The sequence below is a fragment of the Acinetobacter sp. Gutcm_16 genome (assembly GCF_028649355.1).
GTDB lineage: Bacteria > Pseudomonadota > Gammaproteobacteria > Pseudomonadales > Moraxellaceae > Acinetobacter > Acinetobacter johnsonii.
Map to the genome: position 1 here is coordinate 92194 of NZ_JAQSUV010000036.1, position 26973 is coordinate 119166.

25 protein-coding genes and 1 pseudogene are annotated in these 26973 nt (G+C 42.0%); 16 read left to right on the forward strand and 10 right to left on the reverse strand.

The genetic code is table 11. From position 1 onward, the window contains the following. Positions 1–233 precede the first annotated feature (233 nt). The gene (locus tag PTT44_RS14050) at positions 234–440 is read left to right on the forward strand and encodes a hypothetical protein (protein ID WP_010327619.1); all 207 of its coding nucleotides are present in this window, start codon (positions 234–236) and stop codon (positions 438–440) included. A gap of 96 nt (positions 441–536) precedes the next feature. Further along, on the forward strand, positions 537–1325 hold the full coding sequence (gene aroE, locus PTT44_RS14055) for a shikimate dehydrogenase (RefSeq protein WP_168158628.1): 789 nt from the start codon (positions 537–539) through the stop codon (positions 1323–1325). 43 nt (positions 1326–1368) lie between these two features. Here aroE and PTT44_RS14060 read toward each other — a convergent pair whose 3' ends face one another. Continuing rightward, a complete protein-coding gene (locus tag PTT44_RS14060) occupies positions 1369–3762 on the reverse strand; it encodes a hypothetical protein (RefSeq protein WP_168158629.1) in 2394 nt (797 codons plus the stop codon). Between the two features lie 231 nt (positions 3763–3993). Between PTT44_RS14060 and PTT44_RS14065 the strand changes: the two genes are divergently transcribed. Next, positions 3994–5817 (forward strand): acyl-CoA dehydrogenase C-terminal domain-containing protein, encoded by a 1824-nt coding sequence (locus PTT44_RS14065; RefSeq protein ID WP_168158630.1) that lies wholly within the window; start codon positions 3994–3996, stop codon positions 5815–5817. Positions 5818–6172: 355 nt separating this feature from the next. Then, positions 6173–6934: a substrate-binding domain-containing protein gene (locus tag PTT44_RS14070; RefSeq protein WP_148825420.1), complete on the forward strand. Its 762-nt coding sequence runs from the start codon at positions 6173–6175 to the stop codon at positions 6932–6934. A gap of 123 nt (positions 6935–7057) precedes the next feature. Here PTT44_RS14070 and hchA read toward each other — a convergent pair whose 3' ends face one another. After that, on the reverse strand, positions 7058–7927 hold the full coding sequence (gene hchA / locus PTT44_RS14075) for a glyoxalase III HchA (RefSeq protein ID WP_062032281.1): 870 nt from the start codon (positions 7925–7927) through the stop codon (positions 7058–7060). A gap of 500 nt (positions 7928–8427) precedes the next feature. Between hchA and PTT44_RS14080 the strand changes: the two genes are divergently transcribed. After that, positions 8428–8805, forward strand: coding sequence for a hypothetical protein (locus tag PTT44_RS14080; RefSeq protein ID WP_168158631.1), 378 nt, complete (start codon positions 8428–8430; stop codon positions 8803–8805). Positions 8806–8965: 160 nt separating this feature from the next. Here the strand turns inward: PTT44_RS14080 and PTT44_RS14085 are convergent, their stop codons facing one another. Beyond that, complete coding sequence (locus PTT44_RS14085; RefSeq protein ID WP_168158632.1) at positions 8966–9472, reverse strand: hypothetical protein; 507 nt, start codon at positions 9470–9472, stop codon at positions 8966–8968. Positions 9473–9784: 312 nt separating this feature from the next. Continuing rightward, positions 9785–10939, reverse strand: coding sequence for a radical SAM family heme chaperone HemW (hemW, locus tag PTT44_RS14090; protein WP_168158633.1), 1155 nt, complete (start codon positions 10937–10939; stop codon positions 9785–9787). Positions 10940–11063: 124 nt separating this feature from the next. Between hemW and PTT44_RS14095 the strand changes: the two genes are divergently transcribed. Both PTT44_RS14095 and PTT44_RS14100 read left to right on the forward strand, forming a co-directional pair. Further along, the gene (locus PTT44_RS14095) at positions 11064–11525 is read left to right on the forward strand and encodes a DMT family transporter (RefSeq protein ID WP_168158634.1); all 462 of its coding nucleotides are present in this window, start codon (positions 11064–11066) and stop codon (positions 11523–11525) included. 101 nt (positions 11526–11626) lie between these two features. Continuing rightward, entirely contained in the window at positions 11627–12928 is a 1302-nt protein-coding gene (locus tag PTT44_RS14100) for an MATE family efflux transporter (RefSeq protein ID WP_168158787.1), read from the forward strand. Between the two features lie 55 nt (positions 12929–12983). Here PTT44_RS14100 and PTT44_RS14105 read toward each other — a convergent pair whose 3' ends face one another. Beyond that, positions 12984–13193, reverse strand: a complete 210-nt coding sequence (locus PTT44_RS14105) for a DUF1737 domain-containing protein (RefSeq protein ID WP_004691402.1) — start codon at positions 13191–13193, stop codon at positions 12984–12986. A 193-nt stretch (positions 13194–13386) separates the two neighbouring features. Between PTT44_RS14105 and PTT44_RS14110 the strand changes: the two genes are divergently transcribed. Together PTT44_RS14110 and PTT44_RS14115 are read left to right on the forward strand one after the other, a co-directional pair. After that, positions 13387–14685 carry an ABC1 kinase family protein gene (locus PTT44_RS14110; RefSeq protein ID WP_168158635.1) on the forward strand — a complete coding sequence of 433 codons (1299 nt, stop codon included), beginning with the start codon at positions 13387–13389 and terminating at the stop codon, positions 14683–14685. A 129-nt stretch (positions 14686–14814) separates the two neighbouring features. Next, positions 14815–15069 carry a type B 50S ribosomal protein L31 gene (locus tag PTT44_RS14115; RefSeq protein WP_004691406.1) on the forward strand — a complete coding sequence of 85 codons (255 nt, stop codon included), beginning with the start codon at positions 14815–14817 and terminating at the stop codon, positions 15067–15069. A gap of 121 nt (positions 15070–15190) precedes the next feature. On the opposite strand, the gene crcB is transcribed toward PTT44_RS14115, so the two are convergent. Continuing rightward, the gene (gene crcB / locus PTT44_RS14120; RefSeq protein WP_168158636.1) at positions 15191–15568 is read right to left on the reverse strand and encodes a fluoride efflux transporter CrcB; all 378 of its coding nucleotides are present in this window, start codon (positions 15566–15568) and stop codon (positions 15191–15193) included. A 388-nt stretch (positions 15569–15956) separates the two neighbouring features. Between crcB and PTT44_RS14125 the strand changes: the two genes are divergently transcribed. After that, positions 15957–16289, forward strand: coding sequence for a HopJ type III effector protein (locus PTT44_RS14125; protein WP_168158637.1), 333 nt, complete (start codon positions 15957–15959; stop codon positions 16287–16289). 218 nt (positions 16290–16507) lie between these two features. Here PTT44_RS14125 and PTT44_RS14130 read toward each other — a convergent pair whose 3' ends face one another. Next, a complete protein-coding gene (locus tag PTT44_RS14130; protein WP_058870379.1) occupies positions 16508–17068 on the reverse strand; it encodes a hypothetical protein in 561 nt (186 codons plus the stop codon). Positions 17069–17243: 175 nt separating this feature from the next. Between PTT44_RS14130 and PTT44_RS14135 the strand changes: the two genes are divergently transcribed. Beyond that, positions 17244–17885: a class I SAM-dependent methyltransferase gene (locus tag PTT44_RS14135; protein WP_094148673.1), complete on the forward strand. Its 642-nt coding sequence runs from the start codon at positions 17244–17246 to the stop codon at positions 17883–17885. A 65-nt stretch (positions 17886–17950) separates the two neighbouring features. Here the strand turns inward: PTT44_RS14135 and PTT44_RS14140 are convergent, their stop codons facing one another. Then, on the reverse strand, positions 17951–18424 hold the full coding sequence (locus PTT44_RS14140) for a Holliday junction resolvase-like protein (protein ID WP_005401318.1): 474 nt from the start codon (positions 18422–18424) through the stop codon (positions 17951–17953). A 123-nt stretch (positions 18425–18547) separates the two neighbouring features. Between PTT44_RS14140 and PTT44_RS14145 the strand changes: the two genes are divergently transcribed. The 5 genes from PTT44_RS14145 (at position 18548) to PTT44_RS14165 (ending at position 23929) form a co-directional block, all read left to right on the forward strand. Beyond that, positions 18548–19192, forward strand: a complete 645-nt coding sequence (locus PTT44_RS14145) for a ParA family protein (protein ID WP_148825413.1) — start codon at positions 18548–18550, stop codon at positions 19190–19192. A 137-nt stretch (positions 19193–19329) separates the two neighbouring features. Continuing rightward, positions 19330–20451 (forward strand): AI-2E family transporter, encoded by a 1122-nt coding sequence (locus tag PTT44_RS14150; RefSeq protein WP_168158788.1) that lies wholly within the window; start codon positions 19330–19332, stop codon positions 20449–20451. Positions 20452–20595: 144 nt separating this feature from the next. Continuing rightward, positions 20596–21147, forward strand: a complete 552-nt coding sequence (gene sodC / locus PTT44_RS14155) for a superoxide dismutase family protein (RefSeq protein ID WP_159127901.1) — start codon at positions 20596–20598, stop codon at positions 21145–21147. 217 nt (positions 21148–21364) lie between these two features. Beyond that, positions 21365–23515 (forward strand): YccS family putative transporter, encoded by a 2151-nt coding sequence (gene yccS, locus PTT44_RS14160; RefSeq protein ID WP_168158638.1) that lies wholly within the window; start codon positions 21365–21367, stop codon positions 23513–23515. Between the two features lie 114 nt (positions 23516–23629). Next, complete coding sequence (locus PTT44_RS14165) at positions 23630–23929, forward strand: DUF3817 domain-containing protein (RefSeq protein WP_004977999.1); 300 nt, start codon at positions 23630–23632, stop codon at positions 23927–23929. Between the two features lie 115 nt (positions 23930–24044). Here the strand turns inward: PTT44_RS14165 and craA are convergent, their stop codons facing one another. Beyond that, positions 24045–25274, reverse strand: coding sequence for a chloramphenicol efflux MFS transporter CraA (craA, locus tag PTT44_RS14170; RefSeq protein ID WP_168158639.1), 1230 nt, complete (start codon positions 25272–25274; stop codon positions 24045–24047). Positions 25275–25552: 278 nt separating this feature from the next. Continuing rightward, positions 25553–26889, reverse strand: a pseudogene (locus PTT44_RS14175) (MFS transporter). Positions 26890–26973: the final 84 nt, after the last annotated feature.

Genomic DNA, 26973 nt, shown 5'->3' on the forward strand with positions numbered 1-26973 from the left:
AGGGCAGCCTATCCATTAAATTTTATATATTTCCCGATCAATTCCCCGTAGAATAGCTACTACACAAAGCGTCATTTCTTTGCATCTATTAAAGCATTGTCACAGGTTTAACACAGTAATTGGGTTCTTTTGAGTTCATTGAAGTCGTAAGCTAAATCAAGTCATTTGCAATATATTCATTTTAATGACATCAACATTTAGTATCCTCCTTTGTGTTCTATGAGGCCCAAAACATGTTCGCAAAAAGAGTTAGCTCGACCACTATGGTTCTTTTCTGCTTTGCTATTGTGTTGCTAAGCTCGATCAGTACCACAATTTTTTCTGAAAGTGCGTTTAATGACAATGCATCCATCAGCATCACTGTATTTGCAGGTATCGGCTTAACCCTGACTGCAGCAAAATTATTGTTTGATGCGATTCACAGCATCTGTAATCCATAATTTAACTATTTTTTCTATTTATAAACACCATTGAACGCTTTAGCCTGCATGTAATTTGCCGTATATTGAAGGCATTTCTCACATGGACTTGGTGCGATGAGCAAACAATTCGCTGTCATTGGCAACCCAATTGAGCAGTCTCGCTCACCTGAACTTCACCATGCGTTTGCACAAAAAATGGGGCTCAACCTCAACTACAGTAAACGTCTTGCACCACTGGATGGCTTCCTCGCCAACATCCAAGAATTTTTCTCACAAGGTGGCATGGGTCTAAACGTCACGGTCCCGTTTAAAGAACAAGCCTTTGCAGCCTGCGCAGTCCTCACTGAACGCGCTAAAATCGCAAAAGCAGTCAATACGCTGTGGATGGTTGATGGTCAATTACATGGTGACAACACCGATGGACAAGGCTTAGTCGATGCCATTCGTGCGTTGGACTGGAACTTAGACCAGACAGATGCACTGATCATCGGTGCAGGTGGTGCAACTCGTGGCGTCATTTATCCACTGGTCCAAGCAGGGGTGAAAAAAATTGTGATTGCCAATCGTACCCTTGCCCGTGCTGAGCAACTGGTTGCTGACTTAAAAACAGCTGTACCGCAAGCCGAATTGCAAGCCATCGGCTTAGATGCGCTCGAAGGTCAGTTTGACTTGGTGATTAACGCAACCTCTGCCAGCCTAAGCGGCGATGCCCTCGTTCTGCCAGAAACACTCCAGTTTCAACATGCCTATGAAATGGCCTATGGCAAACCCTCAACCTTTTTAGATCAAGCCAAAGCTCGCGGCATACCTACCTCAGAAGGCTACGGCATGCTGGTTGGTCAGGCGATTGAATCTTTTTCAATTTGGAATAGCGTCAAACCTAACCTGAAAGATTTTTTATAAGCACAAATAAAAAAGAACCTCCGCAGAGGTTCTTTTTTTCAGATTAGTTCATGTGTTTCTGTACGGCTTTATAGGTCTCGTAATAGGTCGAATCGCTAAAGAAGTCGTCATGTTCAAGCTTCAAACCTTGCAACGATTTTTCTGTCAATTGACCTTTTAAGTCATCTGCAAATGCTTTAGCAAAGACTTGTGCAGACTGAGTCAAATATGCAGTTTGCTCTTGGTCAATCTCATAGGTATCGGTGAATTTGTCTTGATAGACCTGAGCAAAAACCGCTTGCTTGGTTTTGTATTTCTTCGCCAAATCCTTCCAATGCTGATTTTCTTGTACATCTTCCAGTGCATCATTAACAATATTGGCGATACTTTCTCCCAGCTCATCAAAGTCTTGTTCATGTTGTAAAGCATGTTTTTGACGTAACTGATTCAGACGTTTAAGTGCTGCACCCTTCGGCTCTGCAACATCCATGAACTCATAGGCATAAACTTCTGAAATTTCATTGATGGTCGCTGAGCTATAGTAACGAATATACTCTGGACGCTGTGCAGCAAACATCAAAGCAAATACCGCTTGATAGGCTTTGACTTCAGAATGCTGACGTGCATAGCTTTGCTGCGCTGCCTGCTGGTAATAATCTGAAATAGCCTTAGGTAATTCTGTTGTGCTTGATGATGCGCTCTCTACACTTGATGAATCTGCACCTAACGGGCCCAGCATGCCTTTCACTACATTTTCCAGCAGTGAACCTTTAGATACTTCCTCAATCGATTTGGCATTTCTTAAAGCTTGACGGTCAATGGCGGTCGCACTGCCATAATTAAACACCTGATTGGTGCTCTTAATTTGTAGCTTACCAATTTGCTCATCGCTAATCACAATGTTGTAATCCATGTTTTGCGCACGACCTTTTTGGTCGAGTCCAACATCCATCACAAACGGTGAACGCTCGCTACCCAGCTGCGCCATGATCGGTGTAATTTCAGCCTGATGTTTTTGCCAAAGTTGTTTAAAGCTTTGTGCGTCTACCAGTTGCTCTGTTTGATACGCGCTAAAGAGTGGTTTCAGCTCTTCCAAAACATTGGTCGCTGTTTGTCCAAAGCTCTCTTCATCTGCAGATTCATTGGTTACTTTAGGTGCAAGTACATCAATATCTTGATAATCACGGCATGCGGTCACCTTCCCAATAGGAATGCTCTTGCTGTTGATGAGGGCATCGCAAGCTTCTTCAGAGAGTGTATTTGGTGCTGCAGAAGTAGACACTTCAGTTGCTGTCTCATCAGCATCTTCTGTCGCGGCCTGCGCATAAGCCACATCTGCTGCTGCATCTACAACAATGTCTTGTTCATCGCTCTGCCCATAACCACTCAGGTTCTGCATTTTTTGGTTTACCAAATGACTGACTCGTTCGAGTGAATCATAGGCTGGATCTTCACTTGCGCTACTTGCAGCACTCTCTACTTCTTTCACTGCCTGCATTGCATCTTCCGCTGCGCTTGGCGTTTTTGCAGCATCCTCAATCAGACGCTCAGCATCAAAAGCTTGTATCTGCTGGGTATAGTGCAGTTTATTGACGTATTCAAACAAGCCCAATTGTACTTGTGCTGTTTCTAAGTCACCCATATAGCGAATTTTCTTGCTTAGCCCTGCTTCTTTTTCTGACTTGCTTAAATCAACACTATGCACCTGATTTGGCTCTGCCAAAGCATATGGCAGTGCATTCATCTGCTTCAAATATTCAGCAAACTTTTTAAAATCAATATGACCGAATGCTTCTTTATGCTTAGAAAAGTCAATGTAGGCAAAACGATCCTGACTTTCACGATTCACCATGAACGGCATAAAGGCAAAGTAGTTGGTGTAGAATTTATAATCATTAAAATCAACCACCATCGGCAACTGTGCTTGCACTTGTAGGGTTGGTTTTTGATAACTTAACTGCAAAGTCAATGCTGCCAATTTTTGACGGAAATGCACAGAGCCTTGATAACTAAACTGTAAGTCATTGAGTAAATTTACCAAAGATTCTGCGATTTGAACCTTAGCAGACCGTGATTCACCACTGCCATACAACGATGCATACGGATTTTGTTCACGCGCAAGTGCATCATATAGGGCTTGTTTTTCTTTGGCCGTAAAAGAAATCTTTTGATTTTTTAATAGTTGATCTAATTGTTTTTTCAACTCTGGATCTAAGTTCGTCCCATTTGACTGAGTATTCGACTTAGAATTTGGCTTGGACTCATTAAAATTAAAGTCAGATTGAATAGAGAACTGACCTTTAAAATCATAGCTGGCATTTTCAAACATGGCATTTAGGCCTTGCGTGGCTTGTTGCCCGAGCTGCTGATCTGAAGAGGCATTGGATTTAATGACATGCTGAGTACACCCACTGATACTCAAACCCAATAAACAAAGTGTTATATATTTTAAGCGCATAATACTTGCTGAAAACCTGAGTTAATTATAGTTTATTAAAAAAGTACATGATCAAAAGACCATCGAGTCAGTGTAACAGAACTGTCTTTTTAGATTGATGATTTTATCTACCAATTCGCCTTTCTGACATTTTCTCAAGTCGGATCTATCAATGTATTTTGATACGATGTATGAATAATGAAATGATCGATTTAAATAATCCAATACTATTTCTAAATTAGGATTACACACATGCCTGCATATAAAGCTCCCTTACATGATATTCGCTTCTTAATGAATGAAGTGCTGGATTATCCTGCACATTATCAAACCCTATCGAATGGTGAAGCTGCCGACGCTGATACGGTAGATATGATCTTAGAAGGCGCAGCAGATTTTTGTGAAAATATTTTATCTCCTTTAAACCAATCGGGCGATGAAGAAGGTTGTACCTTCGACAATGGTGAAGTGAAAACACCAAAAGGCTTCAAAGAAGCTTACGACCAGTTTGTCCAAGGTGGCTGGCAAGGTTTGTCTTTTCCTGAAGAATTTGGCGGTCAGAATCTGCCACAATCTTTAAATCTGATTAAATCGGAAATGATGGGCACAGCAAACTGGTCTTTCCAAATGTACCCAGGTTTAAGCATCGGCTGTATGAACACCATTTTACAGTTTGGTACAGACGAACAGAAAAATCTGTATATGCCGAACTTAGTGGCAGGTACATGGTCTGGTACCATGTGTTTAACTGAACCTCAGTGTGGCACCGACTTAGGCCAAGTCAAAACCAAGGCCGAACCGAATGCTGATGGCACTTATAACATCTCAGGCACCAAAATCTTCATCTCTGCAGGTGAACAAGATTTAACGGAAAACATCATTCACATCGTACTTGCTCGTCTTCCAGATGCACCTGCAGGCACCAAAGGGATTTCACTGTTCATTGTGCCTAAATTCTTGGTCAATGCAGACAGTAGCCTTGGTGAACGTAACCCTGTGACCTGTGGTTCAATTGAACATAAGATGGGGATTCGTGCTTCTGCAACCGCAGTGTTGAACTTTGATAATGCTGTCGGTTACTTGATTGGTGAGCCAAACAAAGGCTTACATGCCATGTTCACCTTCATGAACACCGCACGTATCGGTACGGCAATTCAAGGTATTGCACATGCTGAGCTTTCTTTCCAAGGTGCACTTCCATATGCCAAAGAACGTATGTCTATGCGTGCACTTTCTGGCAAGAAAGACCCTGAAAAAGTCGCGGATGCCATTATTCATCACGCTGACGTTCGCCGTATGTTGCTCACACAAAAAGCGATTGCTGAAGGCGGCCGCTCAATGATTTATTATGCCGCGCAAATTGCCGACAAAATGGCAGATGCGCTTGAACGTGGCGATACTGCTGCATTTGAAGCACATGATGATCACTTAGGTTTCTATACCCCAATTTTAAAAGGCTTCTTAACTGAATTGGGCTTGGAAGCTGCAAACCACGGTATGCAAGTCTATGGCGGTCATGGCTACATTAAAGAATGGGGCATGGAGCAAATTGCACGTGATGCACGTATTGCAACACTGTATGAAGGCACTACAGGAGTTCAAGCACTGGACTTGATTGGTCGTAAAGTACTTCTGACCTCTAAAGGTAAAGTCATTCGTGATTACACTGCTGAAATTCTGAAATTCTGTGGCCAACATGCTCGCAACAAATACATGCGCCGTTTTGCTTGGGACTTAACTAAGCTTTGCGCGCAATGGAATGCTTTAACTGTTCGTATCATGCTGGCCGCTCGTAAAGACCGTGACATCGTGTCATCTGCATCTGTCGATTTCTTGATGTTCTCGGGCTATGTAATGATGGCGTATTTCTGGGCTCAACAAGCAGCTGTAGCCTCTGCTAAAGTGGCATCAGGTGAAGGTCAAGAAACACCTGAATTCTACAAAGCAAAAATCAAGCTGGCTGACTTCTACTTTGAACGCATGTTACCGCGCACTCAAGGTCATGCTGAAGCAATGGTCAATCCTTCAAAAACCATGACCTCATTGGCTGCTGAACACTTTAGCTTTGATTACTAATTAACAGTATTAGACCGATAAAAAGAGCGCTCAGGCGCTCTTTTTATTTCCTGTCCGACCTTAAAATTCAACTCCCCCTGTAATTTAGCCGTAGCTCCAATTTTCTGGCCTCATCCTTAGACTTTGGAAAAAGTGCCCCCTACAGTTAAAAAGGGCTCTCTACGCTTCCAGATAGTTTTTTAGAGTTAGTGCGTTAAAAATTTTGTCAGGGCTCTGTCTTTCTACAACTTAAATTTAAGTAAGAAAATCGCGCTAATATTTTAAAAACCATTTAACAAAAAAAATAATATAAATATTCAATTACATCAGAAAAACAAATATGATCAGCATTCAAATATCAGTAAAGGAAATAACTATGTTAAAAATATATAAGCTGAGCTACTATATCTTTCCGCTCATGCTGGGCTTTTTATCAATGGACACTATTGCGGCAATCAATGTTTATGGCCCAGGTGGGCCAGCACCAGCGATGCATGAAGCAGCGAAACAATTTAAAAATAAGACAGGGATAGATGTCCATGTAACCGCTGGTCCTACTTCACAATGGGCCGACAAAGCCAAACTCGATGCCGACATCATCTATAGCGGTTCAGAAGCGATGATGTCAGATTTCGAAAGCGTATTTGCTGACAAAATCGTAAAGGACTCGATTGAACCACTCTACTTACGCCCTGCTGCCATTTTAGTCAGAAAAAGAAATCCAAAACATATTCAAGGATTTAAAGACCTAAGCAAACCAAACACTAAAGTTTTGGTCACACATGGCGCAGGCCAAGTGGGCATGTGGGAAGATATTGCAGGTAGAACAGGCAACATTCAGCTCACAAAATCCTTCCGTAAAAATATCGCCATGTATGCGCCCAATACAGGCGCAGCGAAAAAAGCATGGGAAACAGACAGCAGTTATGATGCATGGTTGGTATTTAATATTTGGGGAGTCAGTAATCCAGACATTGGGCAAATTATTCCGATCGAACCTGAACTGGTGATTTACCGTGATGCAGGTGTTGCACTGACTCAGCACAGTCTAAAAAATCCTGAAGCAAAAAGTTTTGTTACGTTTTTAAGTTCTCCACAAGGCCATGCGATTTTTAAACAGTTTGGTTGGAACAAATGAGTGCTGAATTTTAATCTTTGACTCACATTAAAGATCAGTTTCCAAGCTTAAAAAATCGAACTTTTAATAAGAAAATTGGACATAAAAAAGAGCGCCACGGCGCTCTTGATTGAAGAAAATAAACTACTGAACCTCAGCCAAAAGCGCTTGTGCTGCCATTTTACCCAAGGTATTCGATGCTAAAGGACTATCTCCTGTAATTAACTTACGGTCTTGAATACACTGTCCCGACATCTCTTTATTGACCACTTCAACACCCAACTTTTCTAAGCGATCTGCCAACAACCACGGTAATTCTCCTGGCATATAACCTATGTCTAAGTTTGCCCCTTGATCGAGTGCATCTGGGAACACACACATTTTATAGCCTTTAAAAATATAGTTTTCAGGCGCTTCATTAACCGCGGCAGCCAATAAGCCTGCTGGCCCATGACACAGCGAAATGACAAATTTATCTTTTGCCACCGCCCACTTCAGTAAGGTTTTTAAGTCTTCACTGTCAGGTAGACCAATTAAAGCACCATGCCCACCAGGAATAAGAACAGCCAAATAGGGAGAGTCATCACCTAAACTGTTTTTCAGTACATCTGCCAGTTTTAGGGGTTTCTTAAATTGGGCTAGGTATTTTTGGAATGTTGCAGGCACGACAGCATCTTCATGGGGCATCGCCCACATTTCAAGTTTAACTGGATTGCCGGATAACGTAGCAATATCAATGTCAAAGCCCGCACGGTCTAAATGATACATAGGCAATAAAGTTTCTACTGGGTGGTTGCCGGTGGAGAAGAACTTGCCATTTTTCATCAGTAGATAACGCTCATCGCTTGCGACCATCAAAACTTTTTTATGCCCAATATAGGGTGTTGGATAGTCGGTTCCATCGAAGTCGGTTTTACTGGCGGTGTATTGGGAAAGTGAATAAGGTGATGGGAAAAAGGCATTATCTTCAGCTAAATCAGGGCTTGGATTACGGTCTTGGCTGGTCTGTGCCATGCTGATTCTCCTTTATTATTGCTTGGATATTTTCAGTTTTACGAAACCTAGAGTTCTGTACCACAGCTCATTTATTCAGCATAACAAAGTTTCAACGTGGCTCTGTTTTAAGATGTAAATATAAGCTTGCCTGTATGACAAGATAAAAATTTGAACAATAAAAAACCCCGACATCCTGTCGGGGTTTTTCGTATTAAGTGCTGAGGTATGACTCCTGTCGTACCTTCGTCCTTGAGCTGATCTTTATTGTTATTCTATTGGAGCATCCTGCTCTCTATGGTTCTATATTAGAAAACTTACAAGCAGACGTATAGGCGAAAAAAGCGGGAATTGATGTAAGCTAATTCGTACAAATGAATCAACCCTATTCATTATCGGCTGAATCAAAAATGGCTGACCATTTAAAACCTGATGATTATTAACTCGCTTAATTTCACGCGCAGGTATTCTTTTAGACTTTATGTTTTAATTCTTGTGTATTTTAGCTGGGTTTAATCCTGATGAGAAAGCAATACCATTTTAGAAAAGTTGAAAACGATACCTATATCTGGGATGTCGATCACTTGGTCGAGCTCACTCAATCTTTTCAAGTCAGACAAGTTCCGCTATCAGAAATGAAGGAATTAGACGAAGCTTATTGGTATCCAGATACTCACCCCACCACTCAAGACATTATTGCGCATATGCAACTCATTCTAGATGCAGATTTATCTTATCCCATAATTTTATGTGCTCAAGGCCGATTAATGGATGGTATGCACAGAGTGGCAAAAGCAAAGATTTTAGGCAAGGCGTCCATTTCTGCGGTTCAATTTGATACAAATCCGCAACCTGACTTTATCAATGTGCATGAAGATGATCTGATCTATGATGATTAAATCATCCAGTCATTTTTTAAATCAAAACAATATAGATACATGAAACACTAATCACAGATTGGGCTTTGAATGAGACTCTATGTAAAAAGAGGGATTGAATCATAAGCTTTTTATTGTTTAATATTTGAGCTAAAACTTAAGTAAACTTAAAAGAAAATATCTATTCAAATTGTGGATATACGAAATCGTAATACCCTGTTTTTATACGTTTCACTATATCAAAAGGGTTCACAACCACCCCTATTTCGGCTTTACGGTTTTCCCCCTCTAACTCGCCAACATAAGTAAATTGATCATCATTGATGTGCCATACATACCAGTTTTGAGATATTTTTATTGTTTCCTCTCCTACTTTCGCACCATAATCTCTTGAATCTCTAAATAGAATTTTAGAAATATCTCCAAGCTCCGTACTCTTGCCAACTTTAGTCCACAGATCCATTTTTACTCCCCATCTCGTCACACAGTGAGCATAAAACTCGACCTCACCATGAACAATATCCGATATGTCAAGGTGAGGTCCACATGGATACTCAGTTTTAAATACCCTAATCACATCACTATTCAGTTGTGTTTGATCATAAGCAATAAGTTGAAAATATTTCTTCGTGCCATGCTCTAAGTCTACAGAAAAAATATCGCCGATCTTTGTATAAACTCTTGCCATGCTTGAATACCCAAATTCTCAGTTTTTTAATTAAATGAAGATTCTTAACGAAGGCCGTGATATTCGTTCCCCCAATTTCATGTCTTCTATTTTTTCTCACATATCTTAGCCGACTATGAAATGAAGATTGTGCCGTGCTGATTTATAGGTCTTACAATCAATAACAGTAAAATATTTTTTATTATATAAATCTATATCTTATAAAAAATACCAAAAATTAGAATTTTTATAGAACTTCCACAGCGCATGTATCGCTTTTGAGCAAAATTCAAAGCCATGATGGCAACTCATACAATCATGGCTTTATAAAACTTAGATAAATTCTTCCAACACTGAGTTTAAAAATATATGCCCTTGCTCGGTACATGCTAAGCGCATGGCATCATCCACCATTAATTTTCGACTGCGTAGTGAGTCTAACGTTTCAGCCAAACTATCCAGATTCAAACCTGTACGCTGCGCATAATATTCAACTGCAACCCCATCATTTAAACGCAAAGCATTCATCATAAACTCAAATGGAAGTTCGTCGGCTTCAATCCGCTTAAACTGCACATGCTCCGCAGGGACTTTAGCCAAATAGTCTTTGGGTAAACGAGTTTTCTGGAAACGATAGACTCCATCTGGCTGGGTCAATTTGGCATGTGCACCTGCCCCTATCGCTAAATAGTCGCCAAACTGCCAGTAATTCAAATTATGCGTGGAAGGCTGCTCTTTACGCCATGCCGAGACTTCATAATTGATAAAACCCTGTGCTTTTAAATAAGCTTCACCTTGGGCTTGAATCTCTTCAAGCACATCATCCACAGGTAAGACAGGCTTGGTTCTAAAGAACACGGTATTTGGTTCAATCGTGAGTTGATACCATGAAATATGCGTTGCACCATTATCCACGGCAAGCTTCAAATCCAGTAAAGCTTGCTCTAAAGTTTGCTCAGGCAGACCATGCATCAGGTCGACATTAATACGTTTAAAACCTGCATCACGCGCAAGGCCAATTGCAGAAATCGCATCGGCGTTACTGTGAATTCGTCCCAACTTGGTTAAATGTTCAGTATTAAAACTTTGAACCCCTATCGACAAGCGATTGATACCTGCTGCCAAATAATCGGCAAAAGGGTCATGTTCAACTGTTCCTGGATTGGCTTCTAAGGTAATTTCACAATCCGCCTCAAAAGGCAGCAGTGCTTTCAGCTGGGCAAATAACCATTGATATCCTTGTGCTGAAATTAATGACGGTGTTCCGCCCCCAATAAACACACTATGAATATGACGCCCTTGAGCAAACTCGAGTTGAGTTTTAAAGTCTTCCACCAAAGCATGTAAATATTCTTGCTCTAAATCTAAAGACAGTTTTCCATCTGGCACCGCATGCGAGTTAAAGTCGCAATAGGGGCACTTACGCACACACCACGGCATGTGAATATATAAAGACAACGGAATATTTGCAGGATGTAAATCAGTCAAGGAATAGACTCTAAAGCACAGCGGTAATCTTGCATATTTTAACATGACTGCATCAAGACACTTATGAAATCTGAATCTATTTGGATTAGACTGATAAAAAGACAAGAAGAATGAATGGTTTAAAATGATGAAAATATCGAGCCACTTGCTGTTTATGCTACCACTGGCCTTTGGTATTGGCATTGCTATGACTTTTCAAACGGCGCTGAATACACAGCTCAGAGAATATTTTTACTCTCCACTACAAGCCGCATTGTTATCCTTCTTCATTGGAACCTGCGTTTTAGCACTTTTGGTTGTAGTCCAGCCCGTCGACAAACCACAGTTACATGATTTTTCCAATATTCCTTGGTACTTATGGCTCGGTGGCTGCTTAGGGGTTTATGCCATCAGTATAAGCATCTATACTGCGCCTAAATTAGGCTTTCTCACGTTTTCAGGTTTGGTTATTTTTGGACAAATCCTGACCTCGATGATTTTTGACCACTATGGTCTACTTGGTACCGAAAAAACCCCTGTCAATTGGCAGCGTTTACTTGGTGGCGTCGTAATTTTTATTGGTGTGCTTCTCACTTTACAACGCTGAATTTATTTAGACCAAGCACATGATGAATATGAGTAATTTTTGTGTCGACTACAAATAAAATCACGTCCCATCGTTTCGAATTAAAAAAGTTATTGGTGTTAATGCTGCCCATCCTGATCACGCAGTTTTCTCAAGCGGGTCTCGGGTTAATTGATACCATTATGGCGGGGCATTTATCCCCTACCGATTTAGCCTCGATTGCCGTCGGTGTTGGTTTATGGATACCAGTGATGTTGCTGTTCAGCGGCATCATGATTGCGACAACACCGTTGGTGGCAGAAGCCAATGGTGCACGCACCCCTGAAAAAATCGCCACCATTGCTCGTCAGTCCCTGTGGGTCGCCTTTATTTTGGGGAGCATTGCGGGTTTAATTTTACAAAGCATGCCACTCTTACTGCCACTCATGGGTGTACCTGCAAACTTACTACCTAAAGCCAGCCTATTTTTACATGCCATTGGCTTTGGCATGCCTGCGGTGACTATGTATGCGGCACTGCGTGGATATTCTGAGGCACTTGGTCATCCGCGCCCTGTCACTGTGATTAGCTTAGCAGCCTTGGTTCTTTTGGTTCCACTGAACTTTGTCTTTATGTATGGTTTCGGCCCGATTCCAGCACTCGGTTCGGCAGGCTGCGGATTTGCCACTGCTATTTTACAATGGATCATGTTTTTCACCTTGGCCACTTATATTTTTAAAGCCTCGGCATATCAAAAAACTCAAGTGTTTAGCACTTGGGAGAAGATGGATCGCTATTGGATCGAGCGTATTTTAAAACTTGGCCTACCCATTGGCTTAGCTATTTTCTTCGAAGTCAGTATTTTTAGTACCGCTGCGATTATTCTCAGTCCATTGGGTGAAACCATTGTGGCAGCGCATCAAATTGCAATGTCGGTCACCTCTCAGTTGTTTATGATTCCGATGTCCCTTGCCATCGCCTTGACTATTCGTGTCGGGACTTACTATGGTGAAAAAAACTGGATCGCGATGCGCAAGGTACAAAAGCTTGGACTGGCTACAGGCACGGTTTTGGCGCTGATGACCATGCTGCTGATTGCACTGTTTCGTCCTGAAATTGTGGCGATTTATACCTCTGATCATGAAGTATCGGAAGTTGCAATGTATTTACTATTATTTGCACTGGCCTACCAGCTGATGGATGCTTGGCAAATTAGTGCCGCAGGCTGTTTACGCGGCATGCAAGATACCAAAGGCCCAATGTGGATTACCATGGTTGCCTATTGGATCGTGGCTTTCCCAGTCAGTATCTATTTAGCGCGCTACACCAACATAGGTGCAGCAGGTGTTTGGATTGGACTGATTGTCGGTTTAAGCGTGGCATGTGTCCTGCTCTTGCTCCGACTTTATAACAACAATAAACGCCTCAGTCAGGACTATCCATAAGTCATGCATGGCATAGAATAGGAAGGAGCCAGACTCTTCTCCTATTCCAGTTGTTCTACTGTTGTGCCAAAGCGTCTTTCAGACCTTGTGGCACTTCACTCTCATCCTCAACGTCTTTAACCACCACCTGCCCCACGATCACCTCACTGCCATTAAAGGTCATGGTGGGTGAACCATACAAACTATAGCCTTCATTCAGTGCTTTGGTGACACGCGCACAAAAATGCACATCATCCTTGCCTGTAAAATAACGATAAACTTTCATTTATTTCTTACTCAAAATTTTTCGCACAGTGTAACGCGATTTTTAAATGCAGCGACATCTTGTGTGCAATTCACTCAACCGACCACTACTATTTAAATAGAAACATCAGCTTAACAATTTAAAGTAGGCAGTTTTGCATTTGTCGCCTATGATCAAATCTGAGATGTAATGAAAATTCCCCGAGGAATATCGCATGGCAAATACGACTCGTACGCCCGGTCGTCGCTTTATGAAACTTGCCAGCATGACAGCAAGTATCGCAACCAAAACTGTGACCAATTCAATTAAAAACTTCAATGCCGATGAAGATAAAAAAAATGCGGCGCGCAGTCAGCTTTTTCAGGACATTGGACTTCAAATTGCAGACACCTTAGGTGAAATGAAAGGTGCCGTGATGAAAGTCGGGCAAATTGCATCTCAATACAAAGACATTTTCCCACCTGAAGTGGCACGTGCGATTAGTAAATTACAACGTCAAGCGCCTGCGATGCCTTTTCAAGAGATCAAAGCTCAAGTTGAAAATGAACTCGGCAAGCCGCTCAATCAAATTTTTACCGCCTTTGATGAACAACCCTTTGCCGCGGCCTCCATTGGCCAAGTGCATAAAGCCACTTTACCGAGTGGTGAGCAAGTTGTGGTTAAAGTTCAATATCCGGGTGTAGAAGAAGCCTGTGAAAGTGACTTAAAACAAGTACGCTTAGCGCTTCGCTTGATGGGCGTGCTCAAAATTGACCGTAAGCTGCAAGATCAACTCTTTAAAGAAATTCAGGACAGTTTAGACAACGAGCTAAACTATCAAATAGAAGCCCAAAACTTAGAGGTCGCAAGAACCTTTCATCAAGCTTTAGACTCTAAAATTATTATTCCTCAAGTCTACAAAGACTATTCAAGCCGTCATATTTTGACCTTAAGCTTAGAGCACGGCGAAAGCATTGAAACTGCTAGTACATGGTCACAAGAGACGCGCAATGAACTGGGCCGTCGTTTATTTCGTGCCATTGGGCGTGAGATTTTCTTCTTAAAGCGCTTCCACTGTGACCCCCATCCGGGCAACTTTGCTTTCCGAGAAGATGGTAGCGTGATCGTATATGACTACGGCGGTGTAAAAACCCTATCGACTGAAATCGTGATGCATTTTAAGCAGCTGATTCAAGCGGCGCGCGACAGTGATATCTTGGCCATGGAACAGCAACTGACTGCTTTGCACTCTATGTCTGAGCAAGGCAAGTTCCCTGCCGAACTGTATGAAGCATGGTTAGAGGTGCTCATGCGTCCACTGACCACTTTGTATGACTTTGCTGAGAACTCAGCGCATCATGATGGTATTGAACTGGTCAAACCATCGCTAAAATACTGGGATGTATTTAAACCCTCACCCGATACACTAATGGTCAATCGCACAGTCTCAGGACATTATTGGAACCTGATTCATCTCAAAGTACACGACAACCTCAATGATCTATTTGAAGAGTTGGTCCCGCCTTCTGCCTAAATAAGAACTGCGGGCACGATAAAATCGCTACAACTCTATAAATCCAGTTACATAAAGTCACTGGGTTTATTTTGACTTCTCAATTGTTATATTATAACATTTCAAAATAATGCATTTAAGGAGAAGTCTATGCGTGCCAATATTCATCCAGAGTATCGTGAAGTCCTGTTCCACGACACCAATGCCGACGCGTTTTTCGTGATCGGCAGTACCTTACAAAGTCATCAAACTCGTGAGTATGAAGGCAAGACTTATCCTTACGTCAGTTTAGATATCTCAAGTGCTTCACATCCGTTTTATACAGGTGAACAACGTCAAACCAGTAATGAAGGTCGTGTTGCAAGCTTCAATAAACGTTTCGCGCGTTTCAAACGCTCACAATAATTTCATTTTTCTTTAAGCTATACGCGTTATAGTAAAGATATCAAGAAGCCTAAGACCTCCTCCAGCTTAGGCTTCTTTTTTATGCGTTCTTTTCTGGTTCCTATTTTGACCAGCTTTTTTCTTAATGTTTAAGCACACTATCCAACAGATAAAATCCGATCCCAAGCACGATGACGCCCACCACTAAACTCGACAGCGCATAGCTCAAAGCCAGCACTGTTTGTCCCTGTCTAAATAACTGAAAAGTTTCGAGGCCAAAACTAGAAAATGTCGTAAAACCGCCCAATATGCCCACCATCAAAAATAAACGTGCTTCTTGTTGTAGTACTGGAAACTTCTGGCTAAAAGCAAAGAAAATACCCGCAGCAAAACAACCGATGATGTTGATCCACCATGTCAGCCATGGAAAACTCATACTCGGTTTAAACAACCATAATCCTGCACCGTAGCGTAAACAGGCCCCTATTCCGCCCCCCATTGCCACCAAGATCCAATTCATTGACCTATCCTATTCTTTACAAAATGCGGTATGGATAAGTCCAAAGTTATCCACAGTTCATCAACTATAACGCTATTAAACCTGAATCAATCCTTGCACTTCAAGGTTTTTCAACATCGGTTGTTGATCCTTATATATCTTCTTGTCTCACTCTCAAAAGTGAACTTCAGCATTCAAACTCACACATGCTTTACATTGGATAATGAACTCAGGATCGCCAAATATCTTTACTTCACCCTAGTGCGCACTATGACCAATGCAACATAGATTCACAAAATCACTAACATAGGTTCTTCATGCAAAACAGAAGGTTTTCTCTCAGGCAAAAACTCCCAAACATGCAATTTTTGGGTATGATGTGGACATAAATTTAGTCGGAAATAGACGCATGGCACAAGTACTATTGGCTCAGCTTGCAGCGGGCGAAGCAAAATTTTCAGATGTATTGGCTTTTATTGAAGCAGCCTATACACATACACCAACTGCATTTAAAAATGGTTTGCAGCACAATGCGGCAACTGAAAACCAAGGTAGCGCAAAAGTGTTTTCGTTTGCACAACTTCAAGGTCTCGATCAAATGCAAACTTTAAGCCTATTTGCTGAACACTATGCTTCCGTTTTAGCCACACCTGATGCAACAGATCATCAAAATATTCGTCAGTTCATGTTGAATGGATGGGATGGTATTGAATTTGAGGGTACGGCATTAACTGCAAAATAAAGATAAAAAACCACGTCCAAGTAACTTGAACGTGGTTTTAAACAAATACAATATTAATTTTATTATCAGATATTTATAAACACTATTAACATTGATACACCTATAAGCATCCACAGATTTGACAAGTAGGTTTCACGTGGAGCAAGACTTCATATGGGTGTTAATCAGCTATAAAACATTAAAACAGCACGCTGAAGTAACTCAGCGCTACTTCCACATTACCCCTTTACCCGTTCGATCCATTGGATTGAGCTGACCCGAAATACTTCACATGCTCCATCGCCCGTATCGGTCGGGGTTAAGGATGAGGTCCAGACCATATCTTTGTCTTTAATTTCAACCAACTCACCTTTTAAACGGACCAAATCACCACGTTTCACGTGTTTAATTTGTTTAGCAATTTCAGGGTTGGCTGGAATGATGTGCATATTTGACACCATTTGCATGGCTTGCTCGGCAGGCACAGGCAAACGATCAATTTTCCAGTTGAGATAACGGTCGTATTGATTCACGGTAATATGACGTGCAATTTCAGGTTCAGCAAATAAGCCCCAACTCACTGCGTAGTCAATCGGAGAGAATTTGGCTTGTGCATCATCCGAATACATTTTAGAACCTAAAATTCGAAAATCACCTTTAAACGGTTTCAATACCGAAATCGATTGATCTTTAGAGGTCGGCGCTAAACCTTTGGCAATGTTGTAATCTACCGTGGCACTTGCACTGATGGGCAACAGCAAACTGCTGAGTAAACTAAGCAGGATAAATTTAGATTTCATTGCAAACCTCATTCCCATCGACCTAGGAAAATATCAACCAATTTTCATCTTAGTCCAGTTTCCTGAAAAGAAGCTTATGAACTTAGTAACATTGTGAACGAATTATGCAGTCTACTTTTAGCCACAGAACTTTTCAGTTAGGCTAGAGCTGAAGAACAGAGACCCAAAAACAATCATGCTTTATAAATACTATCAACAACACATCTTTCCGCATGTCCTGAATCAGGTCATGCAAGTACCAAGCTTAATGGACAAACGCCGCGAACTGCTTTTGCCAATTCAGGGAGAGGTATTAGAAATTGGTTTTGGTACAGGGCTGAATCTACCCTTTTATCAAAATGTCGATACTGTCTTTGCCCTTGAACCCAGTCCTGAGATTTATCATTTAGCTTTAGAGCGAGTACAAGCAGCAGCATTTGAAGTGCATCATGTACAAGCCCGTGCGGAAAAGCTGCCTTTTGCTGACCAGAGCCTTGAGCATGTGGTCAGTACATGGACACTGTGTAGTATTGCTGAGCTAGAACTGGCTTTGGCGGAAATATTACGCGTGCTCAAACCGGGTGGCACCTTACATGTGGTCGAACATGTATTAAATACAAATAACCTTTATATTCAGCGTCTACAACACTTACTCACACCTGTGCAAAAGCGTTTAGCCGATGGTTGCCATCTCAATCGAAACATTGAACTGGCCTTAAAAGCAGCAGGTTTTAATTTGATAGAACAACACTACTTTTATGCCGAAGGTATTCCGAAACTCGGACAACTGATGTTTTTTGCACGTGCTCAAAAGCTACATTCAAGCGATGGGTCATGATAGTCATGTAGAAGACATCTGCTCTATATCAAGCAAGATGCTTTCATGGGTAGACATTATCAAGCTTATTCAATCGTATCGAAGTCGATGCGGACCGTTTCAAAACGAACCCGCCCTGCTTGAATCGCTTGTGCAATGGCAACTTGTCCTTTGGTTAACCTCGCCCCACCGCTTTTAATATCAATGAGAACAATTTCAATGTCCTCTGGTCGCCCTTCTCCATCACGCAGGTCGGTATAACCATCAAAGACCACATAGTCGACAGGATCACCCAAAAACTTGGCATCACTAGGTAAGTATTCAAACTGCGGCATAATCGGTGCCAGTTGCTCCGCCATTTTGCCTTTGAGCACTGCACGACTGGTATTGACACTGCGCTTTTGTGCTTGAGCCAAAGCCTGCTGATGCTCTAGTTCTAATTCAGCAATGTAGCGCTCATATTCTGCTTTGATGCGTCCATTTCGGCTGTGACTTAAAATGAGGGTGGTCAAGACCACACCAATTGCTGCACCGATCAACATTGCCATCCATATGGACATGGTTCTTTCCTAATTTTGTGCTACAGGTAGCAAGATTTAAACTTACAACTTTGGTTTGGTGTCATATGCGACACACAAAAGAATGATATGCTAGGGGTGAGCAGAATAAAATCATTTAAGGTCATGAAAACGATATTAATCGCCAACCAAAAAGGTGGCTGTGGCAAAACGATAACCGCAATCAATTTAGCTTCGGCACTCGCACAAAAAGGTTATAAAGTGGCTTTGGCCGATGCCGATAATCAAAAATCTGCTCGTCAATGGTTAAAACAGCGTCCAGAGCAAGTGGCGCATATTCAAAGTTTAGATTGGCGCCATGAGAAATCGATAGGTGAAGTGCCTAAAAACATTGAATATTTAATTATCGATGCGCCGGGTGCGCTGTCTGGTGAGCATGCCGAACAGCTGGTCAGTGAAGCGCATGCGATTGTGACGCCACTGCAACCCTCGTTTTTTGATATTGACAGTACCCGTCGTTTTTTAAAACATTTACAAGACATTAAACGCATTCGTAAAGGCAAAGTGCAAATTTTGCTTTTGGCCAATCGGGTCAAAGCCAACAGCGCCAGTGCCAAAGACATCCAAGATTTTTTTGCGAAAATTGAACAGCAACCTGTAGCATGGATTTCAGAACGTACCGCGTATGGCCAATTGGCAATGCACGGTTTAAGTGTATTTGATAAAACACAAAAGAATTACCTCTCCATTCAAAGCCAATGGCAACCGCTGCTCAACGCCATTGTCGATGACCCAAGTGCTTGGTTCTAAAATATTCTGCTATAGATAAAACGGGGCTATTCCCTATTTATAGTCGGTTATTCACGAGAACTTACCAAGGGTACGTTCTCGTGCGCATTTTTTTCAGTTAATATGACTTTGACCTTAGAGATATAGCAGTGAATACCGTGCAACGATACGCACCAGCCTTACAAAAAGTATTGTTATTTGGACTGATTTTTATTCTGTTCTATTTGAGCTTTCAAGTCCTGAAATACTTTATTGTACCTGTGCTTTGGGCTGCGATTATTGCCTACATCACATGGCCTCTATATCACTCAGTGCAGAAACTCTGTGGACCGCGTCCAACCTTAAGCGCCACCATCATGATCAGTATGGTGGTTTTAGTTGTCGGCATCCCGCTGACCTTTGCCATCTTTATGCTGCAGCATGAGGGCCGTAATCTGTTTTATGAACTGCAAAGACAAGTGTTCTCAGGTCATTTAGATGTACCTCAATTTATTCGGGACTTGCCCATTATTGGTAAAGAAGTCACCCGTACTTTAAAAGAAATCAACACCGATCCGAACAGTATTGTACAAAATGTCTCAGGCTGGTTTCAAAGCCATTTAAATTATGGTCGTTTGGTGCTGAGTGAAATCAGTAAAAATATTTTTAAACTCTGTTTTGCGGTGATGTCGTTATTCTTCTTCTATCGTGATGGCCAGACCATTTTAAATCAGGTCAGTAAAGCGCTGGAGATGGTGATTGGCCCACGTATCCACCACTATTTAGATACTATTTCTGAAACCACGCGTGCTGTAGTCTATGGGGTTGGCCTGACTGCAATTGCGCAAGCACTCTTGGCAGGCCTGAGCTATTTTGTTGCTGGTGTCCCAAACCCAATGGTACTGACCATTGTGACCTTTATCTTTGCACTCATTCCTTTTGGCCCTCCTGTGGCATATAGCGCCGTGTCTTTATGGTTATTCTCTCAAGGGCAGACTATTGAAGCGATTGGTGTGATGGTGTGGGGTGTCTGTGTGGTCAGCACAGCAGACAATGTGATTCGCCCATTGGTGATCTCAGGTGCAACGCAAATTCCGTTCTTACTGATCATGTTTGGTGTATTGGGTGGTTTAGCCAGCTTTGGTATGGTCGGCTTATTTGTCGGCCCCGTGATTCTAGCGGTACTGTTAGCCATTTGGCGCGAATGGCTACATGAACAAGTCAATGAACCCCTAATGATGCCAAAAGCGACATTGGCTTATGATCCACCCGAAGAGCCTTTAGATACGCCAAAAAAATAAGTTCAGTGAAATGACTTCAACGCATGCTTTCAATGAAACCATGCGTTTTTTATGTCAGATACAAAAACGCTGTACGGACAACATTGAACAGAAGCCCTGGCTTTGTTTGAATGGTTCTGAATTTTAAGGAAAAAAGGATCCAACATGTTGTCTTCTGCTTTCAAACTAAGCGCACTTGTGACTTTAATCGGTTTAGGGACTGTGGCATGTACCACTACACCTACTGAAACCAACACGATGGTCAAAGACGTCGATGTACACGCTGTTTCAACTACAGGTGTGGGACAAAAAATTGGCACCATTCGTTTTATTGATAGCCCTGTTGGTTTAGCAATTCAAACCAATTTGACTCAACTTCCACCTGGCCCACACGGTTTTCATATCCATGAAAAAGGTTCGTGTGATGTGGCTGAAAAAGAAGGAAAACCTGTGGCTGCTCTAGCCGCTGGGGGACACTTTAACCCAGAAAAAGCGCCAAACCACGGCACACCACTCAATGGCCATATGGGTGATTTACCAATCTTGAATGTCGACTCAGCAGGTAATGCAAAAGTCAATTTACTCGCTCCTCGCTTAAGTTTAGCTGACGTTGAGGGCTTAGCGGTGATGGTACATGCAGGTGGCGATAACTATTCAGATACACCTAAACCACTTGGCGGTGGCGGTGACCGTATCGCGTGTGGCGTGATTAAGTAACTCTATCGCCCCCTGCACTGTGAATAAAGCAGTGTTTTGACCTCACACATGTGGATAAGTTTCGACTTATACACACAATGCAGCGGAGCATGGCTCCGCTGCATTTTTATTGTCATAGGCGAATTTTTGATGCAATGGAGCACCGCATTAAATTGACAGTGCCCTGAAAAAAGTTCAGGCTAAAACCAAAATAAAACTAAGCCTAGACTATTACATCGTGAACAATCTTCGTCAGTGGTTTCAGTCCTTTCAGTCCAATGCAATTTTTATGTATTGCTTGCAAATTTTGATTGTGCTGAGTGGCACAACCTTAGGTTTATATTTTTTAGGACTACAACAGCTTATTGTTCCGACCACATTAGGTGCAATTGCAACAGCCCTGACCGACTTCGATGACCGGCTCAGCATTCGTCTCAGAAACCTTGCCTATGTCTGTATCTTGTTCTTTAGTGTTAGTAGCATTTTAGATTTTTTACATCCTTATAAATTCTTCTTCATCTTATATTTATCACTGTCTAGTGCTTGTTTTATTTTACTGGGGGCACTGGGGCAACGCTATGCAGCAATGAGCTTTGGTACCATTTTACTTTCCCTATACAGTATGTTTGGCCTAGGTGAATATTCGGCTTGGTACTTTCAACCTAGTTGTTTTGTCTTGGGAGCATTGTGGTATGGCTGTACCGCCATTGTGTTTTATATTCTTAAACCCACCTTGGCCGTTCAGGACAACTTAGCCCGCTGTTTTAATCAAGTTGCCGATTTGCTCAACGCAAAAGCACGTCTATTCGACCCAGACAATCGAGACAATGTAGAAGCGCTGCTCTACGATTTATCCCTACAAAACAGTACTGTGGTGCAAAGTTTTAACCACACCAAAAGTTCACTACTGACGCGACTAAAAGCATCTCGCGCCAACCAAAATACAATTTATTGGCTCAACCTATATTTTCTCGTTCAAGACATTCATGAACAAGCCAGCTCTAATTATTTACACTATGAGCAGTTACATCAAAACTTTAGCCGAACTGATCTCATTTTTCGTATTCAAAAAAATATTCGACTGCAAGCCCTTGCCTGTCAGGCTTTGGCACGGTGTATTTTGAACAATCAAACCTATGTATCAGATCCAACGACCACTCAGGCGTTGCTGAATTTACACAGTTCCATGCAGGACTGGGTTCGAGATCATCCACACAATATTGAAGTCAAAAACCTACAACTGATTTTAAATAATTTGGACAGTGTTCATGAACGTTTTCAGCACCTCAACGAACTACAATCGCGCCAAGAACAGCGTTATCAACAGCATATTGATAACCTCAACTTATATGATGATGATATCCATGATTGGCATGATCTGTGGCTCAAACTCAGTCAACATCTCACCCCCCAATCCGCACTGTTTCGACATGCGGTACGCATCGCCTTTGTCTTTGCTGTAGGTTATGGCATCTCGCTTCTGCCCTTTGCGCAACATGGCTATTGGATTTTGCTCACCAGTTTATTCGTTTGCCAAATGCGTTATTTCGCCACCAAAAGCCGCTTAAAAATGCGAACCTTAGGCACAATTTTGGGCGTTGTTTTAGGGATTCCGCTGCTGTATTTTGTGCCGAGTATTGAAGGACAACTGCTACTAACCATTATTTTTGGCGTGTGCTTTTTCTATCTCAGTTCCAAGAAATATGCCATGGCAACCCTGATGGCAACACTCATGGTGCTGCTGATTTTTAATTTAAAAGGTGCAGGCTATGCCATTATTTTACCGCGAATTATAGACACCCTCATTGGTTGTGCCATTGCTTGGTTCGCAGTGAGTTTTATTTGGCCCGATTGGGACTTCCGCAATATTTCCAACACCATTAAAAAAGCATCCGATGCAACCCTCAACTATTTCAATGCCATCTGTGAGCAATATCAACACGGTAAAAATAATAGTCTGGCTTACCGCAGTGCGCGTCGTACTGCGCATAATGCCCAAACTGAACTGGCAAACATGATCTCCAGTCTTAGTACCGAGCCCAATCCAAACCCAGAACTGGTACATCATGCTTTTCGCTACTTGGTATATAGCCACAGTCAACTCAGTTATATTTCTGCTTTGGGAAGTCACCGAGAATTGGTGCAGGATACGCAAGTGCTGGAACTCATGCTCTGGTGTCAAAATACGCTGAATCATTTACTACTCCATCAGCAGGCATTAGCTGAACTCGACATCCAGCAGAAACTGGCAGAGATTAAACGTTTAAATGCGCAAGAAACAATGAGTCAGAATTTACACTTGGTCCTCAAACAAATCAGTCTACTACTGGAAACCTTGCCTGAATTGCTGAAGTTAAAAACTGAACTGCTGGCCCGAGACATTAAATAAAACGGACGACACAACGACTATCTTTAAATGGTTCATGATGTACGGGTGTATTGTGGTTCATTTTTATCTGGTTCTTGCGTACACTCGAGCTTCATTCTCATAGATTTTTTGACCATGAACATTCAGACATTACGTGTTGTAGGATTTTTAGAAGGGATTTCTTTTTTACTGTTGTTATTCGTTGCGATGCCAATGAAATACATCTTTGATAACCCGATCCTAGTCAAATACGTGGGTATGGGCCATGGCGTATTATTTATCCTGTTTCTCATCGTGCTGTTTGTGGTCTGTGAAAAGCAAAAATGGTCTTTGAAGATGTTTATTTTAGGTTTGATCGCTTCAATCTTACCTTTTGGGCCTTTTGTGTTTGATGCCAAAATTAAAAAATTAGAACCTGAGCAAGCTGAAGCCTAAGTTTAAAAAACTGGCTTTAAAAAGGATTTTTTAAAGCCTTAATAAAAAAGCGCCCATTCAAATGAATGCGCGCTTTTTTATGATGTGCACTTCGCTGAATTCAGCGAATAAAATTTTAGTAAACACCACGCTCAAGACGTTTTTGCATCACTTTTTTCACGGTCACACGTGGAAAGCTAAACCAAAGTGCAATCAAAATGAGGCAGACCAAACTGTAGGCCCAAAGACCAAATGCCACATAAGCCATGCGAACCAGTTCAATCACGAAGAAGAATGTAAACATCATCAATACGGAAACTGCTGCGGCAACCGTCCCTTTGGACACTTCCGATGACATCAAAGCAAAGCGATATAACACCGAAAAACTAATGCCTTCACCAAAGCTCACCAAAGTCATCCCCACAATCAGTAACGGCAAGAAATAGCTTTGGAAAATGGTGCCGAGCACCACCAACTGCGTACCGACGAACATCAAAGGCAAACCGAATAACACAGTTTTACCCAGTGCCATTTTGTCGATGACTTTAATCAATACAATGTTGCCCAGAATGAGACCACCCAAGACGGGGAACTGCGCCAAGCCGTATTGCATACTGCTCAAGCCGAGTTCTTCCACCAAAATCACGGGTGACAGTGCAATCCACAGCATCAAAGGCATCGCGACCATAGGTAGGCCAAAGGTGAGCGCCAAAAAGGTCTTATTTTTATAGACCGTTTTATAGTCATCCCAAATATAACGCAGCGGCTTTTTAGAATGACGCTGTTGTGTCGCAGGCATTTTGGCTTTTAAACCAAACCAACTTAAAAAAGCCAAAAAGGCGATGCCAATAAAGCCCCAATGCCATGACACATGGTCAATCATAAACGCGCCCACTACTGGACCAAGCAGCGGTGCCAGCAGAGAAATATTAGCCATGAGTGCCATGACTTTAATGGCATCACGCTCTTCAAAACTTTCCTGTACTGCGGCATAACCCACCGCAGAAATCATCGATAGCCCCACGCCTTGTAAAAAGCGGAGCGCCAAAAAAGACTCAATATTTTGAGTGAGTAAAATCGCGAGGCAGGTCAGCACGAAAAATGCCACACCTGCGAGCAACACTTTTTTACGGCCTAAACGGTCTGAGAGTGGTCCAAGCAGCCACGCGACACAAGCCCCGCCCAGTAAATAAAAGGACATAGACGATGGTGCCCACGCACTACTTACCCCAAAGTCTTGGGTAATCGCGAGCATGGCAGGCTGGACTAAATCGTTACCGATATAGACCGAAAATTCGAATAAAACCAATGCCAAAGGAAACATCAATGTGGCACGGTTTAACTTTAAAGTTTGTACGTTTTGCATTGTTATCTACATATAAAATGCGTACAAGCCTGAGCAAAGTCAGTTAGAGGGAGAGACGACTAAGCCCAATGGCAAGCACTGAGAAATTTATTAAATTACGTTTTTTTGAATGCGCTGAGATTTCGCGGCTTAATACACCGTATTCACAAGGTGTCTAAGATAGATCAAACGATTTCAGTTGTGAGATTTTTATAACTCAAACTAATTACACCCACTAATTTGAGTGGGTGTAGTTTAGCAGTTTATAACTTGAGAAATTGTAATTTTTCTTACAGTAGCTAAGCTGAGATTTCAGTTTTGACTTTTATCGTGTTCGGTTCACGAGTGAGATGATCAGGTTTCATAAAGAAAGAACAAATGATTGCAAATACAGCCATCCCCACAATATAACTAATGATTAAATGCGGGCTGCCATCGCCAATACTCAAGAGTTTAGTTGCAATAAGCGGAGCTAAACCCCCTCCTAATACACCTGCAAATTGCACAGAAATGGAAATGCCACTGTAACGAATTTCAGCCGGAAATTGACGGGCAAATAGCTGGGCTTGTGGTGCATACATAATGGGGAAAACCACACCAATACCTAACACAATCGCCGTCCAAACCAATACTGGGTCTTTGGTGCCCAACATGGTGAAAAATGGATAGCAATATAATGCCAAGACTAAGAGACCAAACATAAACATATTTCGTTGCCCGACTTTATCCGATAAATGACCACACAATGGTGTCATCACCATAATTAAGCCTGCACCACAAATCGTTGCAAATAAAATATCCTGACGCGGAATCCCTAGTTTGGTGGTGGTATACGCCAAGGCAAATGTAGAGGCAATATAAAACCAAGCATTTTCTGCTGCGCGGGCAAAAATAATCGTCAGCAACTCACGTGGGTGATTTTTAAAGACTTGCATAGCAGGAACTTTAATTTCCTGCGCCTGCTCTTTCACTTTTTCGAAGTCAGGTGATTCAGGCACTTTTACGCGAATATACCAACCTACTCCTAATAGCAAAATGCTGGCAAGGAATGGTAACCGCCATCCCCAACTAAATAAGCTAGCTTCAGGCAGTAAAGAAACAGCGCCTAAAGCAAGAGAAGCCAGTAATAAACCTCCCCCTGCACTGGCCTGAGGTAAACTTCCCCAGAAACCCTTACCACCTTCGGGTGCATGCTCAACTGCCATCAAAACAGCACCGCCCCACTCTCCCCCATCGCCATACCTTGAATAAATCGAAGAATGACCAAACAGAAGGTTGCCCAATAACCAATACTTTCATAAGTGGGTAACAGCCCAATCAAAACCGTCGGAACTCCCATCATAAGCAAGGTGGTTAACAACATGGTTTTACGACCAATTTTGTCACCAAAGTGTCCAAAAATAATCCCGCCCAGTGGTCGTCCGATAAATCCCACCGCATAGGTGGCGAAAGCTGCCAATACCCCAGTTAAAGGGTCTAAATTGGGGAAAAACAATTTATTAAAAATCAGCGCCGCAGCGGCACCATAAATAAAAAAATCGTACCATTCTATGGTCGTTCCTACCATGCTGGAGATTCCAGCCAAACGGTGAGAAGCCTTTTTATGTGGAAGACCCGATCCTTGTATCTGCTCCATACCCACCTCTTGCAATTCTTAGTATTGTCTGCTTTCTGTCACGGTTAAAATCTGTCCTGATTTTTAAACCACGTGACTATAACG

Excerpts from the sequence above, each read along its gene's own strand:
- PTT44_RS14085 (WP_168158632.1), bottom strand. The coding sequence starts at position 9,472 with ATGGCAAGAGTTTATACAAAGATCGGCGATATTTTTTCTGTAGACTTA.
- PTT44_RS14050 (WP_010327619.1), top strand. The coding sequence starts at position 234 with ATGTTCGCAAAAAGAGTTAGCTCGACCACTATGGTTCTTTTCTGCTTT.
- PTT44_RS14135 (WP_094148673.1), top strand. The coding sequence starts at position 17,244 with ATGCTTTATAAATACTATCAACAACACATCTTTCCGCATGTCCTGAAT.
- PTT44_RS14140 (WP_005401318.1), bottom strand. The coding sequence starts at position 18,424 with ATGTCCATATGGATGGCAATGTTGATCGGTGCAGCAATTGGTGTGGTC.
- PTT44_RS14100 (WP_168158787.1), top strand. The coding sequence starts at position 11,627 with ATGCTGCCCATCCTGATCACGCAGTTTTCTCAAGCGGGTCTCGGGTTA.
- PTT44_RS14125 (WP_168158637.1), top strand. The coding sequence starts at position 15,957 with ATGGCACAAGTACTATTGGCTCAGCTTGCAGCGGGCGAAGCAAAATTT.
- aroE (WP_168158628.1), top strand. The coding sequence starts at position 537 with ATGAGCAAACAATTCGCTGTCATTGGCAACCCAATTGAGCAGTCTCGC.
- PTT44_RS14065 (WP_168158630.1), top strand. The coding sequence starts at position 3,994 with ATGCCTGCATATAAAGCTCCCTTACATGATATTCGCTTCTTAATGAAT.
- PTT44_RS14060 (WP_168158629.1), bottom strand. The coding sequence starts at position 3,762 with ATGCGCTTAAAATATATAACACTTTGTTTATTGGGTTTGAGTATCAGT.
- hchA (WP_062032281.1), bottom strand. The coding sequence starts at position 7,927 with ATGGCACAGACCAGCCAAGACCGTAATCCAAGCCCTGATTTAGCTGAA.
- crcB (WP_168158636.1), bottom strand. The coding sequence starts at position 15,568 with ATGAATTGGATCTTGGTGGCAATGGGGGGCGGAATAGGGGCCTGTTTA.
- craA (WP_168158639.1), bottom strand. The coding sequence starts at position 25,274 with ATGCAAAACGTACAAACTTTAAAGTTAAACCGTGCCACATTGATGTTT.
- PTT44_RS14110 (WP_168158635.1), top strand. The coding sequence starts at position 13,387 with ATGGCAAATACGACTCGTACGCCCGGTCGTCGCTTTATGAAACTTGCC.
- PTT44_RS14080 (WP_168158631.1), top strand. The coding sequence starts at position 8,428 with ATGAGAAAGCAATACCATTTTAGAAAAGTTGAAAACGATACCTATATC.
- PTT44_RS14145 (WP_148825413.1), top strand. The coding sequence starts at position 18,548 with ATGAAAACGATATTAATCGCCAACCAAAAAGGTGGCTGTGGCAAAACG.
- PTT44_RS14130 (WP_058870379.1), bottom strand. The coding sequence starts at position 17,068 with ATGAAATCTAAATTTATCCTGCTTAGTTTACTCAGCAGTTTGCTGTTG.
- PTT44_RS14105 (WP_004691402.1), bottom strand. The coding sequence starts at position 13,193 with ATGAAAGTTTATCGTTATTTTACAGGCAAGGATGATGTGCATTTTTGT.
- PTT44_RS14115 (WP_004691406.1), top strand. The coding sequence starts at position 14,815 with ATGCGTGCCAATATTCATCCAGAGTATCGTGAAGTCCTGTTCCACGAC.
- PTT44_RS14070 (WP_148825420.1), top strand. The coding sequence starts at position 6,173 with ATGTTAAAAATATATAAGCTGAGCTACTATATCTTTCCGCTCATGCTG.
- PTT44_RS14165 (WP_004977999.1), top strand. The coding sequence starts at position 23,630 with ATGAACATTCAGACATTACGTGTTGTAGGATTTTTAGAAGGGATTTCT.
- PTT44_RS14095 (WP_168158634.1), top strand. The coding sequence starts at position 11,064 with ATGATGAAAATATCGAGCCACTTGCTGTTTATGCTACCACTGGCCTTT.
- sodC (WP_159127901.1), top strand. The coding sequence starts at position 20,596 with ATGTTGTCTTCTGCTTTCAAACTAAGCGCACTTGTGACTTTAATCGGT.